Source organism: Pantoea sp. X-Soil-ISGK-259, from assembly GCF_059730705.1.
Window position 1 is genome coordinate 1 of record NZ_AP035988.1, and the last position, 25,296, is coordinate 25,296.

Annotated in this window: 18 protein-coding genes; 13 read left to right on the forward strand and 5 right to left on the reverse strand. The window is 52.4% G+C overall.

Annotated features, from left to right (window positions below; genetic code table 11):
- The first annotated feature begins 798 nt into the window (after positions 1 to 798).
- The 7 genes from AC6I77_RS21655 to AC6I77_RS21685 all read left to right on the forward strand — a co-directional run bounded on the left by AC6I77_RS21655 (position 799) and on the right by AC6I77_RS21685 (position 9,685).
- The gene (locus tag AC6I77_RS21655) at positions 799 to 2,001 is read left to right on the forward strand and encodes an AAA family ATPase (RefSeq protein WP_003850644.1); all 1,203 of its coding nucleotides are present in this window, start codon (positions 799 to 801) and stop codon (positions 1,999 to 2,001) included.
- A complete protein-coding gene (locus AC6I77_RS21660; RefSeq protein ID WP_039661945.1) occupies positions 1,998 to 2,969 on the forward strand; it encodes a ParB family protein in 972 nt (323 codons plus the stop codon). Before AC6I77_RS21655 ends, AC6I77_RS21660 begins: the two co-directional genes overlap by 4 nt.
- Before the next feature lie 216 nt (positions 2,970 to 3,185).
- Positions 3,186 to 4,112, forward strand: a complete 927-nt coding sequence (gene cscK, locus AC6I77_RS21665) for a fructokinase (protein WP_039661946.1) — start codon at positions 3,186 to 3,188, stop codon at positions 4,110 to 4,112.
- A gap of 156 nt (positions 4,113 to 4,268) precedes the next feature.
- Positions 4,269 to 5,804: a carbohydrate porin gene (locus AC6I77_RS21670; protein WP_039661948.1), complete on the forward strand. Its 1,536-nt coding sequence runs from the start codon at positions 4,269 to 4,271 to the stop codon at positions 5,802 to 5,804.
- Positions 5,805 to 5,871: 67 nt separating this feature from the next.
- On the forward strand, positions 5,872 to 7,242 hold the full coding sequence (locus tag AC6I77_RS21675; RefSeq protein WP_003850636.1) for a sucrose-specific PTS transporter subunit IIBC: 1,371 nt from the start codon (positions 5,872 to 5,874) through the stop codon (positions 7,240 to 7,242).
- On the forward strand, positions 7,242 to 8,651 hold the full coding sequence (locus AC6I77_RS21680; protein ID WP_039661950.1) for a sucrose-6-phosphate hydrolase: 1,410 nt from the start codon (positions 7,242 to 7,244) through the stop codon (positions 8,649 to 8,651). The genes AC6I77_RS21675 and AC6I77_RS21680 overlap by 1 nt, the downstream gene beginning before the upstream one ends.
- A 29-nt stretch (positions 8,652 to 8,680) precedes the next feature.
- Positions 8,681 to 9,685 (forward strand): substrate-binding domain-containing protein, encoded by a 1,005-nt coding sequence (locus AC6I77_RS21685; protein ID WP_003850633.1) that lies wholly within the window; start codon positions 8,681 to 8,683, stop codon positions 9,683 to 9,685.
- Positions 9,686 to 9,718: 33 nt separating this feature from the next.
- Here AC6I77_RS21685 and AC6I77_RS21690 read toward each other — a convergent pair whose 3' ends face one another.
- The 3 genes from AC6I77_RS21690 to AC6I77_RS21700 all read right to left on the reverse strand — a co-directional run bounded on the left by AC6I77_RS21690 (position 9,719) and on the right by AC6I77_RS21700 (position 12,606).
- Positions 9,719 to 10,909: a cytochrome P450 gene (locus AC6I77_RS21690; protein ID WP_033762138.1), complete on the reverse strand. Its 1,191-nt coding sequence runs from the start codon at positions 10,907 to 10,909 to the stop codon at positions 9,719 to 9,721.
- Between the two features lie 22 nt (positions 10,910 to 10,931).
- Positions 10,932 to 11,477, reverse strand: a complete 546-nt coding sequence (locus AC6I77_RS21695; protein WP_008926793.1) for a chorismate mutase — start codon at positions 11,475 to 11,477, stop codon at positions 10,932 to 10,934.
- A gap of 217 nt (positions 11,478 to 11,694) precedes the next feature.
- Positions 11,695 to 12,606, reverse strand: coding sequence for a GNAT family N-acetyltransferase (locus tag AC6I77_RS21700; protein ID WP_078805284.1), 912 nt, complete (start codon positions 12,604 to 12,606; stop codon positions 11,695 to 11,697).
- A gap of 478 nt (positions 12,607 to 13,084) precedes the next feature.
- On the opposite strand from AC6I77_RS21700, the gene AC6I77_RS21705 reads away from it, so the two are divergent.
- Both AC6I77_RS21705 and AC6I77_RS21710 read left to right on the forward strand, forming a co-directional pair.
- Positions 13,085 to 13,294, forward strand: a complete 210-nt coding sequence (locus AC6I77_RS21705) for a hypothetical protein (RefSeq protein WP_497817356.1) — start codon at positions 13,085 to 13,087, stop codon at positions 13,292 to 13,294.
- Between the two features lie 396 nt (positions 13,295 to 13,690).
- Entirely contained in the window at positions 13,691 to 15,274 is a 1,584-nt protein-coding gene (locus tag AC6I77_RS21710) for a sensor domain-containing diguanylate cyclase (protein ID WP_039661955.1), read from the forward strand.
- Between the two features lie 24 nt (positions 15,275 to 15,298).
- Here AC6I77_RS21710 and AC6I77_RS21715 read toward each other — a convergent pair whose 3' ends face one another.
- Positions 15,299 to 17,080 (reverse strand): sensor domain-containing diguanylate cyclase, encoded by a 1,782-nt coding sequence (locus AC6I77_RS21715; protein ID WP_039661957.1) that lies wholly within the window; start codon positions 17,078 to 17,080, stop codon positions 15,299 to 15,301.
- A 346-nt stretch (positions 17,081 to 17,426) separates the two neighbouring features.
- Here AC6I77_RS21715 and AC6I77_RS21720 point away from each other — a divergent pair, with 346 nt between their 5' ends.
- Both AC6I77_RS21720 and AC6I77_RS21725 read left to right on the forward strand, forming a co-directional pair.
- Positions 17,427 to 18,809, forward strand: coding sequence for a methyl-accepting chemotaxis protein (locus AC6I77_RS21720; RefSeq protein WP_008926796.1), 1,383 nt, complete (start codon positions 17,427 to 17,429; stop codon positions 18,807 to 18,809).
- A gap of 1,080 nt (positions 18,810 to 19,889) precedes the next feature.
- A complete protein-coding gene (locus AC6I77_RS21725; protein ID WP_008926797.1) occupies positions 19,890 to 22,019 on the forward strand; it encodes a putative bifunctional diguanylate cyclase/phosphodiesterase in 2,130 nt (709 codons plus the stop codon).
- A gap of 61 nt (positions 22,020 to 22,080) precedes the next feature.
- Here AC6I77_RS21725 and AC6I77_RS21730 read toward each other — a convergent pair whose 3' ends face one another.
- Positions 22,081 to 22,647, reverse strand: a complete 567-nt coding sequence (locus AC6I77_RS21730) for a GNAT family N-acetyltransferase (protein ID WP_003850617.1) — start codon at positions 22,645 to 22,647, stop codon at positions 22,081 to 22,083.
- A 264-nt stretch (positions 22,648 to 22,911) separates the two neighbouring features.
- Between AC6I77_RS21730 and AC6I77_RS21735 the strand changes: the two genes are divergently transcribed.
- Both AC6I77_RS21735 and AC6I77_RS21740 read left to right on the forward strand, forming a co-directional pair.
- Entirely contained in the window at positions 22,912 to 23,481 is a 570-nt protein-coding gene (locus AC6I77_RS21735; protein WP_003850614.1) for a pyridoxamine 5'-phosphate oxidase family protein, read from the forward strand.
- A 292-nt stretch (positions 23,482 to 23,773) separates the two neighbouring features.
- Positions 23,774 to 25,246 carry a DUF2382 domain-containing protein gene (locus AC6I77_RS21740; RefSeq protein WP_033762136.1) on the forward strand — a complete coding sequence of 491 codons (1,473 nt, stop codon included), beginning with the start codon at positions 23,774 to 23,776 and terminating at the stop codon, positions 25,244 to 25,246.
- The last annotated feature ends 50 nt before the right edge of the window (positions 25,247 to 25,296 follow it).

The following is a 25,296-nucleotide window of genomic DNA, read 5'->3' on the forward strand; positions in this document are numbered from 1 at the left end:
TCACTTAATCGTCAAAATGTCCGGTTAAGATTTGATACCTGCTTTATAAGTATGAGCCCTGCCCCCGGTCTGAAACGGGTACGGAAAGATCAGTGAATTCACAAAATTTATCAACCGGCATAACGACTGGATATGTTGTTCAAACGCAACCTGAGTAAGTAATAGAGTGTTTGTCAGACTTAAAATACTATAAAGCTTCGATGAAGCCCGGCAATCAAGAGTATGAAAAAGTCATGACACATGATGATTTAAGGAGAGTAAAAATTTCAAGTTTAAGCGATGGAAATTGAAAGGACACCGCCATTAATCGACTTACCAGACTTGCAAGCCCTGTTGATAAAATTAATAAGCTGAAGCAATCATAAAAAGGCTAAAAATCAAAGTTAGAGCTTATCTTCAACACGTTGCAACGCATTTTTTCACCATTCAATTTCTCTTTTATGTTGATGATTAATATGAAATTTATTTAAATTTTCATGCTGAAAATACCATGGAAAACATATGAACTTTATAACTCTTTGCACAATAAACAGAATGGTATGCTGTAATATAAAGGGGTGAAACGACAGTTGAAAACGCCCTGAAGCCTCTTTAGGGAGGTAATCCTGAAACATCGAATTCATTCATTTCAGCGAGAGAAACCGTCAATTTGACCCACCCTTTTCATAACTCTCCCATCCATCTCATCGTCATCTTAATGTCATTAATAAAAAATCCAGGTTTTTGTCATTTTTCTAAAAAATTGGCAGGTTTAGCCTTTTTGTGTAGTATGCAAAAAACAGTAAAGCAGAGGGGCTTATGAAGCGCGATTATGGTGGAGTGCTGGAAATGGCGACCAGAGCCAATTCCATGTTACATGGACTGAGTAGCCACATTGAACAACAACGTCAGGAGTTCAATCAGACCGGTTTTTACCAGACTTTCTCACGTAATGCCGTCGCCAATATGCCATTACTGAGTAAGCACGCTGTTGTTGCTGCCATTGGTGATATGGAAGAAGCAGGTTATCAGTTTGGTAAGAAACAAACCGGCAGTACCTCACAATACGCACTGACCATTCAGAACGTAGTCGACATCTATGAGCACCGTAAAGTCCCAAAATATCGCGATCGCCATGATGGACCCTTCGTCGTCTTTGTTGTAAGTCTTAAGGGCGGTGTTTCTAAAACAGTCAGTACTGTCACACTGGCCCACGGTATGCGCGCTCATCCCTCTATGTTGCATAATGACCTGCGCATTCTGGTTATTGACCTGGATCCACAGGCATCAAGCACAATGTTCCTGAGTCACACTAATAGCGTAGGCTCCGTTCTTGAGACCGCAGCGCAGGCCATGCTGAACGACCTGGATGCCGACCAGCTTCGCGAACAGTTTATTAAGCCAACTGTCATGCCGGGAGTGGATGTAATTCCCGCCTCAATAGACGATGGTTTCGTTGCCAGTGACTGGGAAGAGTTGGTTGCTGAACATCTGCCTGGCGTTGCACCGTCCGAAGTATTGCGCCGCAACGTGATTGATCGTCTGGCCGGTGATTATGATTTCATCTTTCTCGATACCGGTCCTCACCTTGATTCGTTCATGTTGAATGCTATTGCGGCCAGTGATGTGCTGCTGACACCGACGCCGCCGGCACAGGTCGATTTCCATTCAACTATGAAGTATCTGACTCGCCTGCCAGAAATGCTCGAACGTATTGAGTCAGAAGGCATTGAACCGCGTCTTAAAGCAAATATTGGCTTTATGTCGAAAATGACCTCTAAACACGATCACCTGACCTCTCAAAGTTATGCTCGTGAAGTGTTTACCAAATCAATGCTGGACTGCAGCCTGCCAAGACTGGACGGGTTTGAACGCTGCGGTGAATCCTTTGATACCGTCATCAGTGCCAATCCCTCATCTTATCCAGGCAGTGCGGACGCTTTGCGCAAAGCTAAATATGAAGCCGAACAGTTCTCCAGGGCTGTGTTTGACCGCATCGAATATATCAGGAGCACCTTGTGAGCAAACCTATACAGCGCATTGGCCGCAAATTTGGTGATTCAGCTATCGCGAACATGATTGACAGTAGCAGTCAGTCACGCACCTTTACGCTGAAATCGGGTGCGAAGGCAACTTTCGTTCGCCAGCTCATCCTGCATGATGATATTGAGACCAGAACAACGGTTGATCCCCAAATCAACGGTCGTGACCAGAGCACACTGACACCGGAATCGCTGCAGGAGATCACCCGTACCATTACGTTGCAGCAGTTTTTCCCGGCGATTGGTCGCATCAACGGTGATCAGATTGAGATCATGGATGGTTCACGCCGCCGCGCTGCATGTATTCTTTCGGGGGCAAGCCTGGAGGTACTGGTCACCGCTGATGAACTGAGCATCAGTGATGCGCGTCAACTGGCCGCTGATATACAGACCGCTAAAGAGCATAACCTGCGCGAATTAGGGTTACGCTTTATGCTGATGAACGAAAATGGCATGAGCAAATCCGAGATTGCCAAAGCAGAAGGTATCTCTAATGCCAAGGTCACTCGTGCGTTCCAGGCAGCAGCTGTGCCTGCTGAGTTCATTGAACTCTTCCCGGTTGTCTCTGAGCTGACGCTTCAGGATTACCAGTTGCTGCTTGATGTCTGGGAGGAGGCTAAAGCGGAAGCGGTTGAGGTCTCTGCGCTGGTCAGCGAGATTCAGCAAAAGCTGAATGAAGATGATCTCCTGCGAATCACCAACCCGGATGATAAGAAGAGCGCTATCCTGAATGGCTTCAAAAGCGCGCGTCGTCAGTTAAAGAAACCGACACCCGTCAGCAAAACTGTGACGGAGAAACTGGCAACATTTACCACGGCTAATACCTATGCACGACGCAAAACCAATGATGAGAAGCGGACCGTGCAATATGAATTCAGTCGTCTGCCAAAAGAGATCGCTGAGCAGATTGACGCATCAATAAGACAGATTCTTTCTACAATGAATTAATCGTCACCCTGTATCGCCTTCGAAACCGGCCACTGGCCGGTTTTTTTATCTGCTATCCACCCAGAGGCATACCTGCCTTATCCGCATTTTCTTCTTCGCCTGAAGAGATGTTCTGTACGACGCGCCTCATTTCAGCAGTATTACGCTTGATCCTGGTACAGTTTAACGCTATAGCTAAAACGGTTTAGCTTTTAAATTCAATCACAGGAGTTGTCTATGTCTGTTCGCGTATGGTGTCTCGGGGATGCCGTGGTCGATTTGCTACCCGAAAAGCCGGGCCACCTGATGCAGTGTCCGGGCGGAGCACCGGCTAATGTCGCCGTTGGCATTGCACGTCTGCAGGGAAACAGTGCTTTTATTGGCCGGATAGGCGCTGATCCTTTTGGTGAATTTATGCGGCAGACGCTCAGAGAGGAGAACGTTGATACTCGCTACATGATCGCTGATTCACAGCACCGCACGTCAACGGTGGTGGTCGGGCTGGATGTGCAGGGCGAACGCTCCTTTACCTTTATGGTGCGCCCAAGCGCCGATCTGTTTCTTGAACCGTCGGATCTGCCTGAGTTCCAGCGCGGTGAATGGTTGCACTGCTGTTCGATCGCCTTAGCAGCTGAGCCATCACGCACCGCCACGCTTACCGCCATGAAGCAGATTCGTGCTGCAGGCGGCCATGTCAGCTTTGATTTAAATCTGCGTGAAGACCTCTGGTCCGATCCGGCACTGCTGCATTTGGTGGTGAACGAGGCGCTGAGTCATACCGACGTGGTTAAATTCTCAGACGAGGAACTGGATTTCCTCTGTCCGGGACAGGAACCAGCTGTCAGCTTGCCGCAGCTGGCCAAACGATTTGGTATTCGCTTATTACTGGTGACGCGGGGCAGGGAAGGGGTAATCGCCTGCTATCAGGGCGAGATCACTCACCATGCGACGACGCCCGTGGACAGCGTCGACACCACAGGTGCAGGTGATGCCTTCGTGGCCGGATTACTCTGGGTTCTGGCGACGTCAGGTCTGCCTGCCGATGAATCAAAGCTGTCCATTTGTCTTGCCACAGCACAACGCTGTGGCGCCCTGGCAACCACCGCGAAAGGTGCCATGACAGCACTTCCCTGGCTCCATCAGCTGGGCAATCTGGCCGGCTAATCATCCCTGACGCCCCTGTTTTGGGAGCTATCTCACAATCACTAAACCGGTTTAGCTATTTTCATTGCAGAGGGAAATTACCCGTGGCTATGATTTGCGCCTAAACCGGTTTAGCAAAAAAGCCGGTGATGATAGCCTCTCCTCAGGGAATAAAAAATGAAAAAAAGCACGTTAGCAGTCGCCCTCTCTTTAATATTCTTTTCTACATCAGTCTGGGCCGATTCCAGCATGAGCAGCATTGAGGCACGCCTTGCGGCGATGGAGCGACGACTTCAGGCAGCCGAGCAGCGAGCAAATGTTGCTGAAACCCGCGCTCAGGTCGCCGAAAAGCAGGCACAGGTGGCTGAGAAGCAGGCTCAACAGTTGGCAGCCGTACAGCAGCAGACCCAGACTTCCACCGCCGAGGTTGCTCAGCGCACCGCGAAGCTGGAACAAAAATCTGCCGATGAAGGTGGCTTTGAGTTCCACGGTTACGCCCGTTCCGGATTGCTGATGAACAGCTCAGCCACTAAAACGCAGGGTGGTCCGACACTCACTCCTGCTGGCGAAACCGGCGGTCACGTTGGACGTCTCGGTAATGAGCCGGATACGTATGTTGAGCTCAACCTCGAACATAAGCAGACGCTGGATAATGGTGCTACCACCCGTTTCAAAGCCATGCTGGCTGACGGGCAGCGCACCTATAACGACTGGACCGCATCCAGCAGCGATCTCAACCTGCGTCAGGCATTTGTCGAGCTTGGGCAACTTCCCACTTTCAGCGGTGCATTTGATAACTCTACCGTGTGGGCCGGTAAGCGTTTTGACCGTGATAACTTTGATATCCATTGGATCGATTCTGATGTTGTGTTTCTTGCAGGTACCGGTGCCGGCATTTACGACATGAAGTGGAGCGATCAGACGCGTAGCAACATTTCGCTGTACGGTCGTACCTTTGGCGACATCGAAAACAATGAAAATACGGCGCAGAACTACATCCTGACGCTGAATAACTTTGTCGGCCCGGTGCAGATGATGCTCAGTGGTATGCGGGCGAAAGATAACGACGATCGCCGGGATATCGACGGACTCAGAGTCAAAGGCGATGCGGCCGAAACCGGCGTACATGCTTTGCTGGGCCTGCATAACGACAGCTTCTATGGGCTGACAGAGGGCACTTCCAAAACGGCACTGCTCTATGGCCATGGCCTGGGCGCAGAGGTGAAGTCAATTGGGTCTGACGGCGCACTGTTGCCAGAAGCGAACACCTGGCGGCTGGCGAGTTACGGCATCACCCCGCTGGGCGGTGGCTGGCACATTGCGCCTGCCGTACTGGCACAGCGCAGTGACGATCGGTACGTCAAAGGTGACAGCTATGACTGGGCGACAGTTAACCTGCGTCTGATTCAGGAAATCACCCAGAATTTTGAGATGCAGTATGAAGGCTCTTATCAGTACATGGATCTGCGTCCGGAAGGTTACAACAACCGTAACGCGGTCAGCGGCAGCTTTACCAAACTCACTATTGCGCCAACCCTGAAAGCCGGTGATGTCGGTGACTTCCTTAAGCGTCCGGAAATTCGTCTGTTTGCAACCTGGATGAACTGGGATCATCGGCTCAATAACTATGCCAGTGACGACGCGTTCGGCAGCAAGGGCTTTGATGCCGGTGGCGAATGGAACTTCGGTGTACAGATGGAAACCTGGTTCTGACCGGATGGCCCCGGAGACCGGGGCCTCAACGCCACACGAATAAAAACAAAACAAGACTGAGGTGTATATGGACTATGTAAAAATATCGCGGGCCTTACTGCCGCTGCTGGGTGGTAAAGAGAACATCGCCAGCGCAGCACACTGTGCGACCCGGCTGCGTCTGGTGCTGGCGGATGATGAAAAGGCGGACACTACCGCGATCGGCCGGATTGAAGGGGTTAAAGGCTGCTTCCGTAATGCGGGACAGCTTCAGGTTATCTTTGGGACTGGCGTGGTAAACAAGGTTTACGCTGCCTTTATCGCCGAGGCGGGTATTAGCGAATCGAGCAAGTCTGAGGCTGCTGATATTGCCGCACGCAAGCTTAACCCTTTCCAGCGCATCGCCCGACTGCTGTCGAACATCTTTGTGCCGATCATTCCGGCGATTGTGGCGTCAGGTCTGCTGATGGGCCTGCTGGGGATGGTCAAAACCTACGGCTGGGTCAATCCGGAAAATGCACTCTACATCATGCTGGATATGTGCAGCTCGGCGGCCTTTATTATTCTGCCGATACTGATTGGCTTTACGGCAGCGCGTGAGTTTGGCGGTAACCCATTTCTGGGCGCAACGCTGGGTGGCATTCTGACCCACCCGGCGCTGACCAACGCCTGGGGCGTGGCAGCCGGTTTCCACACGATGAACTTCTTCGGCATTGAAGTCGCGATGATTGGCTATCAGGGCACGGTATTCCCGGTACTGCTGGCGGTGTGGTTCATGAGCATGCTCGAAAAACAGCTACGTCGGGTAATACCGGATGCGCTGGATTTGATCCTGACCCCGTTTCTGACGGTGATTATCTCCGGATTCATTGCGCTACTGATTATTGGTCCTGCGGGCCGTATGCTGGGTGATGGCATCTCCTTTGTCCTCAGCACGCTGATTGCGCACGCCGGATGGCTGGCCGGGCTGGTATTTGGTGGGCTTTACTCGGTGATTGTCATCACCGGCGTCCATCATAGCTTCCACGCCATTGAAGCGGGACTACTGGGCAATCCTTCAATCGGCGTGAATTTCCTGCTGCCCATCTGGGCGATGGCGAACGTGGCTCAGGGCGGTGCCTGTCTGGCAGTGTGGTTCAAAACCCGTGATGCGAAGATCAAGGCGATTTCGTTGCCCTCCGCGTTTTCTGCATTACTGGGGATCACCGAAGCGGCCATTTTTGGTATCAACCTGCGGTTTATGAAGCCCTTTATCGCCGGACTGGTGGGCGGTGCGCTGGGCGGTGCCTGGGTCGTGTCGGTTCACGTTTATATGACAGCGGTCGGGCTGACCGGACTACCGGGCATGGCGATTGTCCAGGCTGGATCTCTGCTGAATTATGTCATCGGCATCGCAATCGCCTTTACCACCGCGTTTGTGATTTCATATCTTCTCAAATACAAAACGGATTCTGAATAATGGCCTCATCAACACGTCTTGCCACCATTCTGCAGGCGGTGATGCAGGGTATGCCAAAGGCGCTGGGCGACAGCCATTATCCAGGCTGGCATCTGGCTCCGGTCACCGGGTTACTGAACGATCCTAATGGATTTATCCATTTCAACGGTGACTACCATCTTTTCTACCAGTGGAACGCGCTCGGCTGTGCGCATCAGCACAAATGCTGGGGACACTGGCGTTCAGCCGATCTGCTGCATTGGGAGCATCAGCCCATTGCCCTGATGCCGGATGAGGAGTATGACCGCAGCGGCTGCTACTCCGGCAGCGCGGTAGACGATAACGGTCAGCTGACGCTGATCTATACCGGCAACGTCAAGTTTGATGATGGTTCGCGTACGGCGTGGCAGTGTCTGGCGCAGCAGAACAGTGCGGGGGGTTTTGACAAGCTCGGCCCGGTTATTGCTGTACCGGAAGGGTATACCGGTCACGTTCGCGATCCCAAAGTATGGCGCCATGAAGATTACTGGTACATGGTGCTGGCCGCGCAGACGACGCAGTTACAGGGCAGGGTATTGCTGTTGCGTTCTGACAATCTGCGGGAGTGGCAGAATCTCGGCGAGATTGCGGGAAGCGAACGGGGGGGTCTGGACGCGGCAGGCTATATGTGGGAGTGCCCGGATATGTTCACGCTCGGCGACAGCACCTATCTGATTTGCTGTCCTCAGGGCGTAGTACCCGAAGAGAAGCGCTATCTGAACAGTCACGCCTGCGCCTGGCTGAGTGGTTCGCTTGATTATCAGCAACCTCTATATCAACACGGTCCGCTTAACGAAATGGATGCAGGGTTTGAATTTTATGCCCCGCAAACTACGTTGACCGCTGACGGGAGACGTCTGCTGGTGGGCTGGATGGGGACGCCGGACGGTGAAGAGATGGCTCAGCCAACCGTGGCACAGGGCTGGATCCACCAGATGACCTGTGTGCGCGAACTGAGCTCACGCAATGGGCGGCTCTGTCAGCAGCCGGTGGTGGAACTGCAGGCGTTGCGGGAGAAAGAGCAGCACTATAAGGGGCGTGCAGATGATGCGCCACCTATGGACGCAGAGCGGCTGGAGCTTGAGCTGGAGAGTCGGGGCGACGTTGAACTCAATTTTGCGAATACGCTGATCCTGACATGGCAACAGAATGAACTGCGGCTTGCCCGTCGCAGCCTGGTAACGGGTGAGTGGACATATCGCTACTGGACCGGAGTCGCTAGTCGGTTACAGATCCTGTGTGATCACTCCAGTGTTGAGATTTTCATTAACGATGGGGAAGGGGTGATGAGTAGCCGCTATTTTCCAGACCATCCTGCGTTGCTAACCCTGCACGGGCACGCAGAACTGCAGGTCCGCTACTGGTCGTTACGCCGCTGCATGGTAGAATAAGTACTTGTTTCACTAAACGATGCCTTGCCGTGAGAAAAACAAAACGCGTTACTATCAGTGACATTGCCGGGCTTGCCGGGGTTTCAAAAGCCACGGCCAGCCTGGTGCTTAACGGCCGTGGCGAAGAGTTACGGGTCGCGAAGGAGACGCGTGAGCGGGTTCTTACGCTTGCCCGCGAACACCATTATCAGCCCAGCATCCACGCCCGGATGCTGCATGATGCCCGCAGTCATACACTGGGGCTGGTGGTGCCAGAAATCACTAACCACGGCTTCGCTGCCTTTTCTCATGCACTGGAGAATCTTTGCCGCGCGTCCGGGCTGCAGCTGCTGATTTCCTGCACCGACGAAAATGCCGGTCAGGAGATGGTGGTGGTCAACAACCTGGTCGCGCGGCAGGTCGACGGACTCATTGTTGCCTCCAGTATGCTGACCGACAGTGACTATGTCAGTCTCAGCGAACAGTTGCCGGTACTGCTGTTTGACAGGACCATGAACAATACTAAGCTGCCCTGGGTCATCACCGACTCGATAACGCCTACAGCTGAACTGGTTGAAAAGCTGGCACGCGCCTGCCCGGAGGAGATCTACTTTATGGGTGGACAGTCTGATCTCTCCCCGACCCAGAATCGTCTGGCGGGATTCAGGGAGGGGCTGGCTCGGGCGGGTGTAACGCTGCAGCCTGAGTGGATTATTCAGGGTAACTACCACCCTGGCAGTGGCTATGAAATGTTTGCAGCGCTCTGTAACCGGCTGGGCCGACCGCCCAAAGCGATGTTTACCGCCGCCTGCGGTCTGCTGGAGGGGGTTCTGCGTTACATGAGCGAGCATAGTCTGCTGACCAGCGACATCCGTATCGCCAGTTTCGATGATCACTATCTCTATGATTCACTTTCCATTCCGATCGATACGGTAGAGCAGAACGTTCCGGCACTCGCGCAGGCCTGCTTCACTATGCTGACGACCATGATTGCCGGAGAGGATCCCGTTAACAGCCAGCTTATCCTGCCAGCTACTCTGCGGCTGCGTGTCTGATCGTCGGTTCTTCTGGCCCGACAATACAATACCTCACCATTCGACCGGCAGAGCGTTGACGCCGCGTAAATTGGCCCTGTGATTGCGGCGAACGCCAGCGGTTATGGGGCGCAACTCTGGTAACCGGGTCAGTAATACATGAAGGGCTACTTCCATTTCTGCAAGGGCCAGCCGGTAGCCCATGCAGTGATGAATTCCGCCACCAAATGCCAGACAGCGTCCTTCATGCCGTCGGATATTCACTCGTTCTGGCGAGGTAAATACCCGCGGATCGTGATTAGCTGCGCCCAGACTCAAAAAGAAGCGGGTTCCGGTCGGGATCAACTGACCTGCCAGCTCTATCTCTTCCAGAGTCGTCCGGTAGAGCATCTGAACCGAACTATCGTAACGCAGACACTCCTCTATGGCATTGGGTATCAGCGCAGGGTTCCGTTTCAGGCATGCCAGTTCCTGTGGATGGTCATGCAGGGCCAGAATGGTGTTGCAGATCATATTTGATGTGGTCTCATGGCCGGCAAGAAACAGAAGTACTACATTGGCGATGATCTCATCGTGACTTAGTCGGTCGTCTTCACTGCCACTGCGCAGAAACAGCGACACCAGATCATTCGCCGTGCTGTCACGGCGGGAGACGATCAATGCGCTGAAGTATCTTTCCAGCACAGCAAAAGCGTCAGCGGCTTCGAGCAGGTCTGCCTGACTGATTTGAGGATCGAAAACTTTCACCAGCACAGAGGTAAGGCGCCCAAGTTCCGGCGCGTCGGACTCTGAGATATCCAGCATCCTGCAGATGATGCGCACCGGCAGTGGAAAAGCGAATGCCTGAGCCAGATCGCAGGCGCGACGGTCTGCCAGCGCATCAACCAATTCATTCGCTACAGTCAGTGCCATCTCCCTGAGAGGTTTGATCTCCCGGGCGCTAAACGACTTCATCACCAGTCCTTTCAGCCGGGAATGCTCTGGTGGATTAAGCACCAGAAACATTCTGCTGATCCCCTGAAACAGCGGCATGTCGGCGGCATCATCACCAAATCTCAGCCTGACACTTTCCATATAATTTTTACCAACCCGACGATCGTTCAGCAGCGCTTCTACGACTGCATGACTGCCGCTGATGATGATCTTATCTCCGGCAGGAATGAGCGGTCCCTGCTGATGCAGTTTGCGGTAAAGCGGAAAAGGATTGTCTGAGTAGTCGGGATTCATGAGTTCCTGTAGTTGCATAGCTCACTCCGCTGCCTGAGGATTAACGCAAACGCTTAATGCGGCCGAGGGAAGCGAAAAGGCTGTTTTTATCCTGCTGACTGAGGTGGGGTGCCGTCAGTTGTGACATCAGGAACGCTTTATCTTCTTGTGAGAAGATACCGGTCATCAGACGCTGGCTGATTGCGGTAAGGAGCTGAGTATCCAGCTTCTCTATTTGCTGCCTGGTCTCGGCCAGATCCGGAATGGGGCGATCACTGTCCGGGACTGAGAGCCAGTCTGCGCGATAGCGATACTGAACTGCTTTGCTGGCATTCATTAGCGCGTGAACAAACGGCTCCACGGAGTGGGGTTCAAGCCCGGCCTGCTCAGCGTTCTGCAGCATGTGATCCAGCACCACCTGCTCACGTGGCAGATCCTCAATAGGTAAATGATGCTGTGCTTTATAACCTGCCACCACTTTCATTACCTGCATACGTTCATTCAATGCGCCAGAAAGAGCGCTCATAGAAACAGAGGAAACCGAACCTGCAAAAACGTTACTGCACATAAAGAGGGAAGAGAAAAAAATAGCCACAAAGTGAGTCATTTGCCTGCTCCGTTGATAAAAGCTGGCACTAATTTAGGCACGAAAAGATAACTCCGTGTGATTATTTTATTGTCAAAATGTGAATGGTGTGAAATGTCAGCTAAATACAAGCAGGTTATTAATTTTAATGTATTTTTTTAAATTTTTAGTCATGAAAGCTTCACATTCATTTGGCACGCTGACAGGTTGTTCGATTGAGCGGGTGTTGAGGGTGAGATCAAATAATGACCCGGTCGGGACCTAAATCGGCAGGGGCAAAAAACTGATATTTCAGCACGCAGCGTCGTCCGGCACTTTGTGCGCTTCGAACAGAAGGAAAATTGCCTGGAAGGATGGTGCCAGTCAGCAGCTCCTGCACACCAGGGTGATGAGAAAGTTGTTGCAGTAAACGCTGCTGTGCACATGCGGCGAGTCCGCGTCCTTGATAAGCGGGTATAATCACTTCATCCATAATCTGAACGCCCTCAATAAAGGCCAGTCGCCGGCGTTCGCAAATCATCAGCCCTGCCAGCATGCCCTGCCAGACAATCATAAGTACATGACCCGCGGCAATATCCTCACGTAATTCCTGTTTGCTCGAAGCCATCAGCTGATCACGCAGATGCGGCAGCGTGTGCCAGCTGGCACGATAGGCGTTGTTAATCATCTGAAGACAGGCGGGATAATCTCTCCGGGCAGCCTTCACCAGTGAAATGTTTTTATCGGGAGGCTTCGTAACGGCAGCCGGATCGCTGAGGAATATCAGTTGATCGGTAAACCCAATGTCGGGATGGGTCGCAGGCAACAGGACACGCAACTTTAGCGGTTTCAGCGGCTGCCACGCCTTTATGATAGCGTCAGCCACCGCGTAATCAATGACGCTGTCACGGGCCACAATTTCAATAAAAGGCTGAGCAGGATCACCACCCAGATAGCGCGGCCCGGTGAGATAACGCTGGCCATTAATCCTCAGTTCACGCTGCAAAAAAGTGTGCTGGGGCAACCCGGTTTCTCGCCAGGGAAAGGCGGCGGAAAAATGATGGTCGTGGCATCGGGTCTGCTGTTGTGCCAGCCAGCGGGCAAGCCAGTCGCTGAGACAGTCCGATGAAACAGGAACAGCACGGTAGAGCGACATCATATAATCCAGCATAAGATTCCTTATTGCCCGCCGTGAGTGATCTCCTGCCTCTTCAGCGATCTGTCTAAACCGTTGCCGGGTTAAAATGAGACTGCTGAGAGTGTAAACGATGTGCTCTGTTTATGACCATCTCAACCTGTCAGCACGAAGCATTCCTTTTCTGCAGTATGGCTGCCCTGCACTGGCGGACGGCGGAGTGCTGAAAAGCGACGCGATAAACGTCCTGTTCTGCGAACAGCTATTTCGCCGTTGTCTGAATGGAAGGAAAGCCTTAGATATAAATCTAATCAGGTCTGACTCACCTATGCTGACATGGTCAAATTAATTGACTGAATATGGCTGAGTTGCCCAAAAAAATAATGAAAAATTATAAACGAAATTTTTACGTAAATATGACGAAATCAGATAATCGGCAGCTAATAAATGGATTATGCTAAACAGGCAGTTCAATAATTATAAAGTTCCGATTTTTTAAACACCCGGGGGTTATATGGTTCATATTGATTTATGTACCAAAGATGGCGTGATGAAAGCTTATGCGTTTCAGACGCCTATGCAGGCAATGACCTTGTTAGAAAAAATTAAAAATGATGAATTTCAATGGTTTAATCTTGAGTGGGATGGGGTTCGCTTTAACTGTCCGCATCATTTTATTAAAAGAATCAGCAGCCGTTCTTATATTAAAGCGTTCTGGCGTTAAATTCTATTAAATGATTAAATTCGTGCAAATCTGTCTGTTTTTGATACTGGTCTGATTTAACTGTTTTCAGCTTATTTTATTCATGATCATAACCGGGGCAACCTCTGCCCCGTTATTCAATGCTATTGAAGGGCTTTATCATCGTGATCAGCGATAATTTTAAACATCAGGTGCATCGTGCCAGGCTTAACAGATATCATTATTACGGCTTAATCATTCGCTGCTGTTGCTTATCATAACCCTCTACACGCTAAACAATGCGTGAGTAATACAGAGCCATTTCGTGCTCAACCCCGCAATAGGTCGTGATCCCGTCTTAATCTTCTTCTGTTCTTCCCTTGACCTGTAGTGACAACTGTTACACTCAGATGACGTTTATCCTGGATCCTGACTGTAATGCGCCGTAAAAAAATGCGCCTGCGTTCGCTACTGACTTTGCTTTCCATTGGGGGCGTCATTCTGACTTCCGGTCTTCTGCTGAGCGCGTTACTGCTGTTTCAGAAAGCCAATATCGAAAACAGCCTGCTGGAAGGGAACATTGCTTATGCGCGTAAACTGGCCGATACCACCGATCGTTACCTGGCGATAGCGCAGCGTGAACTGGCCTGGAGTGCAACACAGATCAAGACGCTCGGTGATGTTCAACAACTGGAAGAAGAGACCGAGCGCTTAAGAATGCAGTCGGGCTTTTTCAATTCAGTCGTGGTCGTTAATCATGACGCCATCATTGCGGCCACCTCACCGGATAGTCTGAATCTGATTGGCGTTAAGCTGCACTCTGCGGCCAGCCTGAAGGCTATTTCGACACAGAAGCCTTTTATTTCCCCTCCCTTTACCTCTGCTGCGGGTAACTATGTGGTTTTTTTATCACAGCCTCTGTTCAGCGAGGAGGGCCATTATCTGGGATACATAGGTGGCACCATCTATCTCAAAAAACAGAGCATGCTGAGCGAAATCCTGAGCCAGCATTTTTACACCAAAGGGTCGATGGTCAGCGTGGTCAGCAATGAAGGGCTGATTATTTTCAGTCACGATCCGGCGCGTGTCGGAACAAAGATGCTGCTTAGCCTGGCATTGCAGAAGCAACTTGCCACCTCAGAAAGTGGGCACTTCACGCTGGAGAGTGATGGACAGAACTACCTCACCGGTTACGGCACGCTGCACAAAACCGGCTGGAATGTATTTATTACCGGCACGTCTGAAACGGTCAGGCATATTCTGATGCGCACGGCGGAGAGCGCAGTCTGGTTTGTTCTGGGCATTATCATCGTGACCGCGGGCGTTATTGCGTTTATGGCAGGTCGCATTGCTTCTCCACTGGAAAAACTGGCGGACAGAGTGCGTGATGGCGGCAGCGAAGCGCAGGCCGAATCACTCGCCACGGTTAAAACCTGGTATTACGAGGCTGATCGACTTAAAGAAGCGGTACAGGCTCATCGTCACGCCGTGGCGGGTCATCTGGCCGCGCTGAACGATGAAGTGATGACCGATCCCCTGACCAGTCTTTGTAACCGGCGTGGATTCTCTGTACTGGCAGCGCGGTCTGACAGTGAGCATGAACAGAGTGTCATCGCCATTGATATCGACCATTTTAAGAAGATAAACGACTGGTATGGGCATGACGCAGGTGATGCGGTGCTGGTGAATCTGGCGGCGTTGCTGCGTCAGCTCAGTCGGATCGGCGATATCGTTAGCCGGTTTGGCGGAGAGGAGTTTATCCTGCTGCTGCCCCACACTACGCTGGAGGATGCGGCCCGCACCGCAGAACGAATTCGTGAGGTCGTCAGCATCACCACCTTCCCGTTTGCCGGAACAGTGACAATATCAGCAGGCGTGGCTTCAGGCGCTGAACTGGCTGGCAATCGCGAGGCTGTGCTACGGCGTGCTGATGAAGCGCTCTACGAGGCAAAAGCCGCCGGGCGTAACACTGTCAGGATTGCCGGGCCAGGCGGCTTCAGCGCATTTGGGTCGGAAAAATAAGAGGGTGGGGCGGGTGAGTCAGGCTTAGCACTGACTGCGTAATCGCCAGCCCAGCCACTCATCCAGTGCCGCTTCCGGCAGTGGTCTGGAGTAGAAAAATCCCTGAGCCTGATCACAACCAAATTCGGTCAGCGCCGTAACAGTTTCCGCATTCTCCACACCTTCAGCCAGCACCCTGTAATCGAGATCCTTAAGCATGGCAATAATACTGCGAGCGATGACACGCGATGCGGTATCAGACGCAATTTCGCTGATCAGTGAACGGTCAAGTTTGATTACGTCCAGAGGCATGCGTCGGAGATAGCTGATGTTGCTGTAGCCGGTGCCAAAGTCATCCAGTGAAATATCAAATCCACGAAGTTTAAGCATCTCCAGACCCTGTATTGCGGCCGGGCTTTCCAGAATCCGTTCTGTTTCCAGACACTCAACGCCCAGCAGCGAAACCGGCAGCTTTGCGCTGATCATCCGTTCTTCCAGCTCGTCTGCAAATCCTTCACGGGAAAAATCGCTACTGCTGACATTAATTGTGATCGGCAACTGTATATAGCTGTTACGAAGCCGGGATAGCCGGGCGATCACGTGCTCTGTGACCCACGTCGTTAACTCGCTGAGCAGCTCGGTTTGCCCGGCAAAAGGTAAAAACTGTGCAGGCGACAGTTCGCCGCGCTGCGGATGCTGCCAGCGGATCAGGGCTTCCAGTCCAATCGGTTTGCCGCTGTGCAGACAGATTTTAGGCTGATAAGCGAGCCATAATCCTTTGTCCTGGCGTATTGCCGTAGCCAGATCATGCATCAGGGTGAAATCCTGCGTGTGGCGCGTATCGGTGGCCTCACTAAAAGGCATCGAAGCAATGTCTCGGGTAATGGCTTCGTGCAGCGCACTGAGTGCGCGCCGCAGGATCTCCTTAGCGGGCAACTCTCCGGTTTTGAAACTCGCTTCCCCGGTGTGGGTCATTAATGCAACCGATAGCCCATCACCGATATCGGCACTGATCCCAGCCAGCTTCGTTGCCACCCAGTTAGCTGTGAGCCTGCTCTCCTGACGAGTCAGCAGGGCAAAGCGCCCGGTTGCTATGGTATAGAGCATTTCACAAGGTGCAGGACGCAGGCGCAGCGGCAATAGCGTGGCCACATCCTTCAGCAGGCTTTCAACTGGTCCCATTCCCATTGAACGCGCAAGTTCATAAGCGCGTGGCATATCGATACAGTCAATCAGTACCAGCCGCCGTGGGGTGGTGTCTCCGGAAGCAGCCAGGAATTGCAGATCACGAATCAAACGCTGACGGTTGGGCAATCCTGTGACGGGGTCGGAAAAGCCAGCCGAGTACCAGGCATCAAGAAAAGAGATCACCAGTGCTGCCAGCATTTTAAGCATCGCCGCCTGATCGCGACTAAAGGGGTGAGGTGCGGTATCGGTCACACACATCGTGCCCAGTATCAGACCGGTGCTGCTTTTCAGTGGCACACCTGCATAGAAACGAATAAAAGGCGCACCGGTAATCAGTGGATGTTCAGCAAAGCGGACATCAAGCAGCGTATCGGGCACCACGACAATACTGTCATTATCCACTACGTGTCTGCAGAGTGAGTCCTGTCTGGAGGATTGTGTAAGGGTGAAATTATGCGCTGCTTTAACATACTGCATCTCATCATCCAGCACCGAGATAAAGCTGCCGGGAATACCGAGTGCCTGGCTCGACAGCCGAACGAATTGTCGCAGCACATCGTCACGGCTTTCATCGTTACTGCGCAACGCGTGCAGGGTCTGCGTACGGCATTCATCGCCGCCGCTTAGGCTCATAAGCATGGATTCCTCTGCATCGGCTGGTTACGGAGTGGAATTAAACAGAAAAACTAAAGGGTTTGACGACATGAATATAGGCTATTTCTGTAAAAAAAGAAGAAGTTTAATGATTTATTTTTTATCGCACCGCACGCCATCACTGGCCAGGTAAGCAAATATTTTTTCTTTAACGAAATATTTTCGTATTGCTGATTCTATTATTTCGTCGTCAAAAACTATTAATTTCTTAAATATCCTGCCAGTATACCCACTATAAACATAGCGCGCTATATAATAACGCGATAAATCAAATGGCATAATTTACTTTTACTTTCTTTATCTACACCAATGACAACATCGGGGAAAACTCATGAATTCACTCAGGCATTTCACTATTCGCCGCGTGGTACTGTGGATGATGATCGTCTCACTGGGCGTGGTGGCATTAGCTGGCGGCTTCAGCAGCCATTTCGTGCGCGACATCTATCGACAAACTGATCGTTCTGAGGAACTGACGCAACAACTACGTTTTCTGACGAACAGCGCTATTATTATGCAAAGCGGTACGGCAGCCGAGAAGAGTGCTCTCGTCGCTTTAACCCCAGCCGATGCTGGCTGGGATAACTTCCGTAATGCACTCACAGCCACACCTTCTGAATTCGCATCTGTTGCCCGCGCCCAGCTGGATAAAATCACGCAACAGTTAGCCCGGAATCAGGCCCCACTGAAAACTGATCGACATCGGCTGGAGAGCGTATTACTGGCAGCGCTGGTGGCTGTTCTGGCCTTGCTGTTGTTTTGTGACCGTTATCTGGTTGTTCATCTGGTACGTCCTGTCGGTAAAATTCGCGCTCATTTAAACATCATTGCTGGCGGTGATCTTACGCGTGAGCCGGACGATCTGGGGCGTAACTGTGTCGGGCAACTGGTGCCGCTGATCAAAGAGATGCAATACAGTCTGTTGCAGACGGTCAGTGCTATCCGCGACAACGCCGCCATTCTTCATCGTGAAGCGGGTGACATTGCCGCGGGTAACGCCGACCTTTCCGATCGGACATCGACACAGGCCGCTGCACTGGAGCAGACCGCAGCCAGCATGGAGGAGATCACGGTCACCGTGCGTCATAATGCACAAAATGCGCGTGAAGCACGTGAACTGGCTGCCACGACCACGAATACCACTCATCAGGGCGTGGAACTGGTTCAGTTAGTATCGGCAGCCATCACCAGCATCGCGCAGGGGTCTGAAAAAATCCGGCAGTTCACTACAACCATTAATGGCATTGCGTTTCAGACCAACATTCTGGCGCTCAATGCCGCCGTAGAGGCCGCCCGTGCGGGCGAGCAGGGCCGGGGTTTTGCGGTGGTCGCTAGTGAAGTTCGTTCACTGGCACAGCGAAGCGCAGCTGCCTCAAAAGAGATTGAAGAACTGATTGCCGATACCGTGACGCGCGTTGAGGATGGCCGTCGGGCAGCCGAGAGTGCGGGAACCACCATGGGAGCCGTGCTGCGTGGCGTCGATGGGGTCAATGAACTGATTGGACAGATTGCGCTGGCATCGGATGAGCAGAGCAAAGGTATTGCCCAGGTCACCGTGGCCGTTGCTGAACTTGACCGCGTTACTCAGCAGAATGCGACACTGGTTCAGCAGGTTTCCGTGACGGCAGGCAGTCTCAGTGGACAGACCCAGACGCTGGGCAGTGTGATTACGCGTTTCACTTTGCCGAATCAAGCTGTTGCCACGGTTAATTAGTATGTTACGGCCGTTGAAAAGCTGGCTGGGCGAGTGCCGATCAGGTATCGCCCGGCCAGATAACAATCAGACCGGTAAACAATGGCTTTAGGTGTCGAAATAAAAATTCACGATGATTTTTATTTAATAATTGAATGAATGCCTCACTTTACGGAGCGCGTGATCGACGTTGATCATCACCTGGTCAACATCACCCTTAGTAATGGCTATTATTATTCTCAGTCGCATAATCTTTATGCGGCAGGAAAATAAGATAAAACTTCAGTTAATTTATTCAGTTTTATGCATGTCTGACGCTTTCTGACAGCTGCGGATTGCCTGGCACTCTAAACTTAACTCAAATTCATATTTCCGCTGCCACCCTTTCATCCCCAGAGGTTTCGTCACCGGGGCACTGAACAGGGAGTCACTCATCCGGGAAATCAGCGTTTAAGACCGCCTGTTTCCGTACAGCGTAATGGGTATGAATTGCGCGAGGCTGCTGATTTTTTCTCAGGAAAGGGTAACAGAACAATTTTGACGTTAGTCAGCGCATCTGGCAGGGCACGAAAGCATCACCAAGCCGGCGCAGGTCTGCCAGGAAAAGTATGAAGTGCTGATGTTGCTGGCCGAAGGACATCTGCATTATGAGCACCTGTCAAAGCTGGCAAAGTCAGGTTTTCAGCCTGTATTAACACTTAAGTAAAGCTATTCCAGGCCGATATAGTGAGTCAAGCGAAGCGCTTTTAGCGCTCGTCTGATAAGCCCTGGCCAGAGTTTCCTGGCGTGGTCCGCCATAAGCTGCTGATCCGCTGCAATTCCTCTGCCAGGCATAACGTATTAACTGGTGTCCCTTTATCTGCGGTGCCAGCTTCATCGGGCTCATCGCGGCGATCTTTTGTTGCAGAGTTCACTGGTGGGCCTTTCTTCTGGCAACGGGTCGATAGCAAATTCTGCGTGTCCTGTCTGATTGAACGAGTCCTCTTTACGCTGTGTCGTGCCGACTGCAGCAGATAACATCAGAGGAGAGTTACGCTGAAACGTCCAGTTTATCATGATGCCGAGGCGGCTCGCCTCAACGCACTTAAGCAGTACAACCTGATGGATTCACCGCCGACCGATGCGCTGGATCGTCTGACCACGCTTGCTGCCAGGCTGTTCCGGGTGCCGGTCGCTTTTGTGTCGCTTATCGACGAGAAGCGGCAGTTTTTTGCCTCCCGCTACGGTTTAAATATCTCAGGTACATCGCGAAACGTTGCTTTCTGCCATCATACCCTGGCGCAGGGCGAGATTCTCTGCGTGCCCGATACGTTGAAAGATCCGCGCTTTCGCGACAGTCCGCTGGTTCACGGTTACCCCTTTATCCGCTTTTATGCGGGGATTCCGCTCTCGACTCCGGATGGTCACCACATTGGTACGGTCTGCCTGACCGACACTCATCCTCGTGAGCCGCTGACTGCAGAGGATCGAAAGCATCTGGCTGACATTGCCGCGCTGGTCATGGATCGCATGGAAATGCATCGTCTGGAATTATTGCGCTATACCAGTCAGCAGCGGCTTCAGGCGATCTCTTCCACCTCTCCCGACGCCATTGTCTGTACAGACCTGCGTCGCGGCATTACCTTCTGGAATCCGGCTGCTACAGCGCTGTTCGGTTACAGTGCAGAGGAGATGCGTGGTCAGTACGTCAGCGAGTTGATTCCGGCCCGCTGCCAGACTGACTACCGAAACGAACTGGCCAGGATTACCTCTGACGAAGCCGCTATTTCGCATCCTCGTTCGTTGCAGATATGGGGTGTGACGCGCGACGGTCGTGAATTCCCGGCAGAGGTCTCTTTTTCTGGCTGGCGTGAAGAAGGCGATCGGCTGGTAGGCATGATTATCCGTGATGTGACGGCTCGCTATGAGAGTGAAGCGCGGCTTTGTGAGCTGGCCTCAATAGATATGCTAACGCGTCTCGCCAGCCGTAGCGCGTTTATGGACCAGGTCGGGCAACTGACTAAAGCAGCCGTGCCTTATACATTACTGATGACCGATCTTGATGGTTTCAAAGAAGTTAACGATACGCTGGGGCATGCTGCCGGGGATGCGTTGCTGTGCCATGTGGCGGAACAGATTCGTGCGGTCTGCGCCAGTGCGGTGACGGCTGCCCGGCTGGGCGGTGACGAATTTGTGATCCTGCTAGCTGGCGGCAGCGCAGAAGCGGCAATCACGGCGGAAAGGCTGATTGCAGCCGTACAGACGCCGTTCCGCTATCACGACTCGCCGGTAGTCGTGGGTGCCAGCACCGGCATCGCCTCTTATCCGGAGCATGGGCGTGATCCCTCATCTGTCATGTCCGCGGCTGACCTTGCACTTTATCGCGCCAAAGCATCTGGGAAAGGCTGCAGTATGCTATTTATGCCCGCGTTTCGCGAAGCGGAACAGCAACGCCGCCGCTTTGAGCGCGAGCTGGAAACGGCGGTGCGGCAGCAGCAGTTTACGCTTTATTACCAGCCCCGCTACGACGTTGAAAGCGGAAAGCTTGTTGGCTGCGAGACACTGGTACGCTGGCAGCATCCGACTCGCGGGCTGCTGTTGCCCGCCGAATTTATCGGCATGCTGGTAAAGAGTCCGCTTTCCGTGACACTGGGAGAGTGGATCATTCGCAGTGCGCTGGCACAGGTCCGGCAGTGGCAGGTTCGCGCGCCTCAGCTTCGTGTCAGTATCAACCTTTTTCCGCGTCAGTTAGCCGGTAATAGCCTGGAGGCGGTGATACGCGAGAGTGCGGGCGGTGATGCCGGTTTTGTTGAGCTGGAGGTGGATGAGCCATTGCTTGCTGTACTGGTGCAGGATTTGCCTGTTCAGGTTGAGGCGGTACGCCGGACAGGCGCTTCATTCATTATCGATCATTACGGACGTACGCTAGGGGCGATTAACCTGCTTCGTTATAGCTTTGTAGCAGGCTTTAAAATTGATAAGTCGCTGACGCACGAGCTGAGTTCAAGCATGCGGGTGCGGATGATGTTCCGATCGATTACCGCGCTCGGCAAAAGCCTGGGGATTCGTGTGGCGGCAGAAGGCGTGGAAGACAAAGAGCAGGTCGCTTTTGTGACTACTGCCGGATGCGACATTATGCAGGGCAATGGCCTTTGCCGGCCAATGACGCCAGCGGACTTTGAGACGATGCTGTGCGGTGAAGAACACTATCCGCCAGTTGTCGCCAGCGGACACGACGTCATGCCCCATTAGTTGATGCGCCCGTGACAGGCAAAGTGCAGGATGAGCGACGCCAGTCCGTTACCGTGTCAGGTCAGCCTGCTGGCCGGTATTCCTGTTTCAGCAGGCCAAATAGCCAGTCATCCTGCCACTTGCCGTCGAGAAAGAAATTCTGCCGTATTGTCCCTTCCTGAACAAAGCCCGCAGAAAGCAAAGTCCGGCATGAGGCCTCATTGCCTGCGGTCACCGTGGCGGTCAGCTTGCGATAGTCCAGTTGCTCAAAGCAAAAGGCGATAGTGGCATGCAGTGACTCGCTGCCATAGCCTTTGCCCTGCGCGTTGGCCGCAAGAATAAATCCAAACTCGGCAATGCCTTCTCCGCGATCGATGAACCCGCAGAAGCCAGCCATTGAACCGGTTGTTTTTTCCTCAATTACCAGACACAGCCAGTGATTACAGCCCGGATACCAGGCGGGCAGGCGGACATCAAAAGAGAGACTTCTGATCGCGTCTGCGCTGCGCGGATCGCTAATGTACTTCATTACCGTTCGATCCTGACTGACCGCCAGATAGAATGGCCAGTCTTCCTCGCGCAGCGGGCGATAGGTCAGGCGTGGCGACGTGATTTGCGGTGGCATTTCTGACGTGAATTCACCAGACATGATACAACTCCCTGCATGTCGAATCTGCAATCAATGGTGCAAAATAGCACAGCATCGCTGACTGATGGCATTCACTTTTTGCTGCTCTTCACGCGTTCTCGTCATTCTGAATTTAGTTCATTCTCTGCACAATCCTGAGTGTTGACCGCCTGTCTTCGCTGGGCGCATTTGCCGATATCGCTGCGATGAACGTTCATCTGCCCACTTCGTTGCTACGCTTTTAGCCAGATGGCTGAAAGCCGACACTGATGAGAATAATATCCAATGGATCTGAAAACGTTTGAAGCAACCGCCTGGGCGGAACTGGTGGCTGGCGCAGCCGATCCACAGAGCGGGTTTCGTTATCTGACGCTCTGTACCGTAGATAGTGCGCAGCAACCACAGGCGCGCATCGTGGTGCTGCGCCAGTGTGATGACAGCCACCGGATGCTGACATTTCATACCGATGTCCGCAGCCCGAAGTGGCAGGAGATGGCGGCTAACCCGCAGGTTAGCGTGCTGGGATATTGTCATCAGCGGCGCCTGCAGTTGCGGATGGTGGGTCGGGTTGAGTGCTATGCGGCAGGGAGTGATGTTGCCCGGTCAGCGTGGCGTGAGTTACCGCAGCATACGCAGCAGACTTACACCGGTGGACCACCGGGTGAAGTACGGGTAGCCGCTGATGAGAGACGTGAAGCGACAGCCGTGGAGTCGGGAGCGTCTCGCTTTGGCGTGGTGATCGTGCGGGTCAGCGTACTGGACGCTTATCAGCTTCAGCGAAATGATAATCAGCGTGCCCTGTTTCATTACTCTCCTCATGGAAGCTTGCAGGAAAGCGAATGGCTCAACCCGTGATGTGAGGTAGCTGATTTACGTCATACCCGGTTAATCCCTGATCCTATCTCTTTATTCTCCCCGGGAAGCAGCAAAACAGATTTGACTGTTTCCCGCTGCGATTAGTGATTTAATCTGCCGCATCGCTTAGCGTCTTTTAGCGACACTTTTACTTAAATTTCCTGCATTTTACTGCATTTTTTCTATCTTTTGTTGTTCTTTGTGCCAGGCTTTAATCAGCCGGAAAGCAGTCACTTATGCTCAAGGTCAGGAAAAGTACAAATGATCGCTCTGTATCACAGGCAGGTTAACCATGAACAATCAACCTCCTGAAGAACCAGGGTCAGAGGGTAACGACCAGGTAATAAGACTGGCGGAAGAAGTCATTGAGATTTCCAGACAGCGGGTCACTGATGGCCATGTCAGAGTTACCCGACAGGTCACTGAGCATCAGCAAAAAATTGCGCTGATGCTCCGGCATCAGACAGCGGAGATTGACCGCATTACTAAGTCGGAGCGGCTGACGGCGATGCCGGAGATCCGTGAAGAGAATGGTGTGCTGATCATTCCAATCGTCGAAGAGGAAATCGAGATTGTTCGTCATCTGGTGCTGAAAGAGGAGTGGCATATCCGCAAGGTTGTCAGCATGGAAGAGACAGAAGAGATCGTCACCCTGCGTAAACAGCACGCTTATCTGACCCGAACATCCCACTCAGAGCCGTCCAAATCCATCATCGAGGAACACAACATGGCACGTGAAACAATCGTCACAATGTTCAGCAGTCTCTCACTGGCTGAGGGTGCAAAGCGTAACCTGATTAAGGCCGGTTTCCTGGATGATGACATTGACATCATTTCCGGCGATCGCTTGCGTACTGAAGGACACGAAGCCCGTCACCCTGGTTTCTGGCAGCGCCTGTTTGGCAATACGCTGGAAGAAGATCAGGCCGAAGTCTATGAAGACGCGATGCGTACTGGCGGTGTAGTGCTGTCGCTTCGGGCGGATGAAGATGAGCTACCGCGAGCGTTAGGTATCCTTGATGCGCATGAAGAACTGACAGAACGTCGTGCTGCGTTACCTGACGACGACGTAACAAATGATGGCCTGACTGCACCCGCTAGCGGAACGTTTCAGGATAGCGCAGCAGTTGAACCACTTCATACTGAACCGGCTCATCGTGTCGCGGGTCGTACTCCATTAACCGGTGATGAAAGTAACGAAGACGTGCTGCGGCTGGCAGAAGAACGTCTGGAAGTAGGCAAACGTCTGGTCAGTGAAGGCTCAACCCGCGTTCGTCGCTACACTGTCACGGAACCCGTATCAGAAAATATTTCGCTGCGTGAGCAACATGCCGAAATCTTCCGTCGTCCGGTCAGCGGAACAGGCTCACCGGGCAATGTCGATTGGTCTGAAAAAACGGTTGAAGTGGAAGAGTCGCATGAGCAGCCTGTCATTAATAAGACCGCGGAAATTATTGAAGAAGTGGTGCTGCGTAAAGAGGCCAGCGATCGTGTCGAAACCATTAATGATTCTGTACGCCGTCAGGAAGTAGATATTGACCATGCCAGCAGAGATCCGTTAAGTGCAGACCCGGTGACCGGCAATCACACTGCGACCGATCCGCTGGTTGAGAGCACGGGTCAGGCTCGCGCTGACCATGGCTACAACACCCGTCCGGTAACACCAGGAAGTGGGCCAGCTCATAAAGACAGCTTTACAGAAAAAACTGGGGATAAAATCGCGGAAGCGAAAGAGAAGGTTGAAGACAAATTCAAAAAACCGTAATGCCATGACGGTGGATGCAACATTTTGAGTAAATACGATTACAGCGGTTT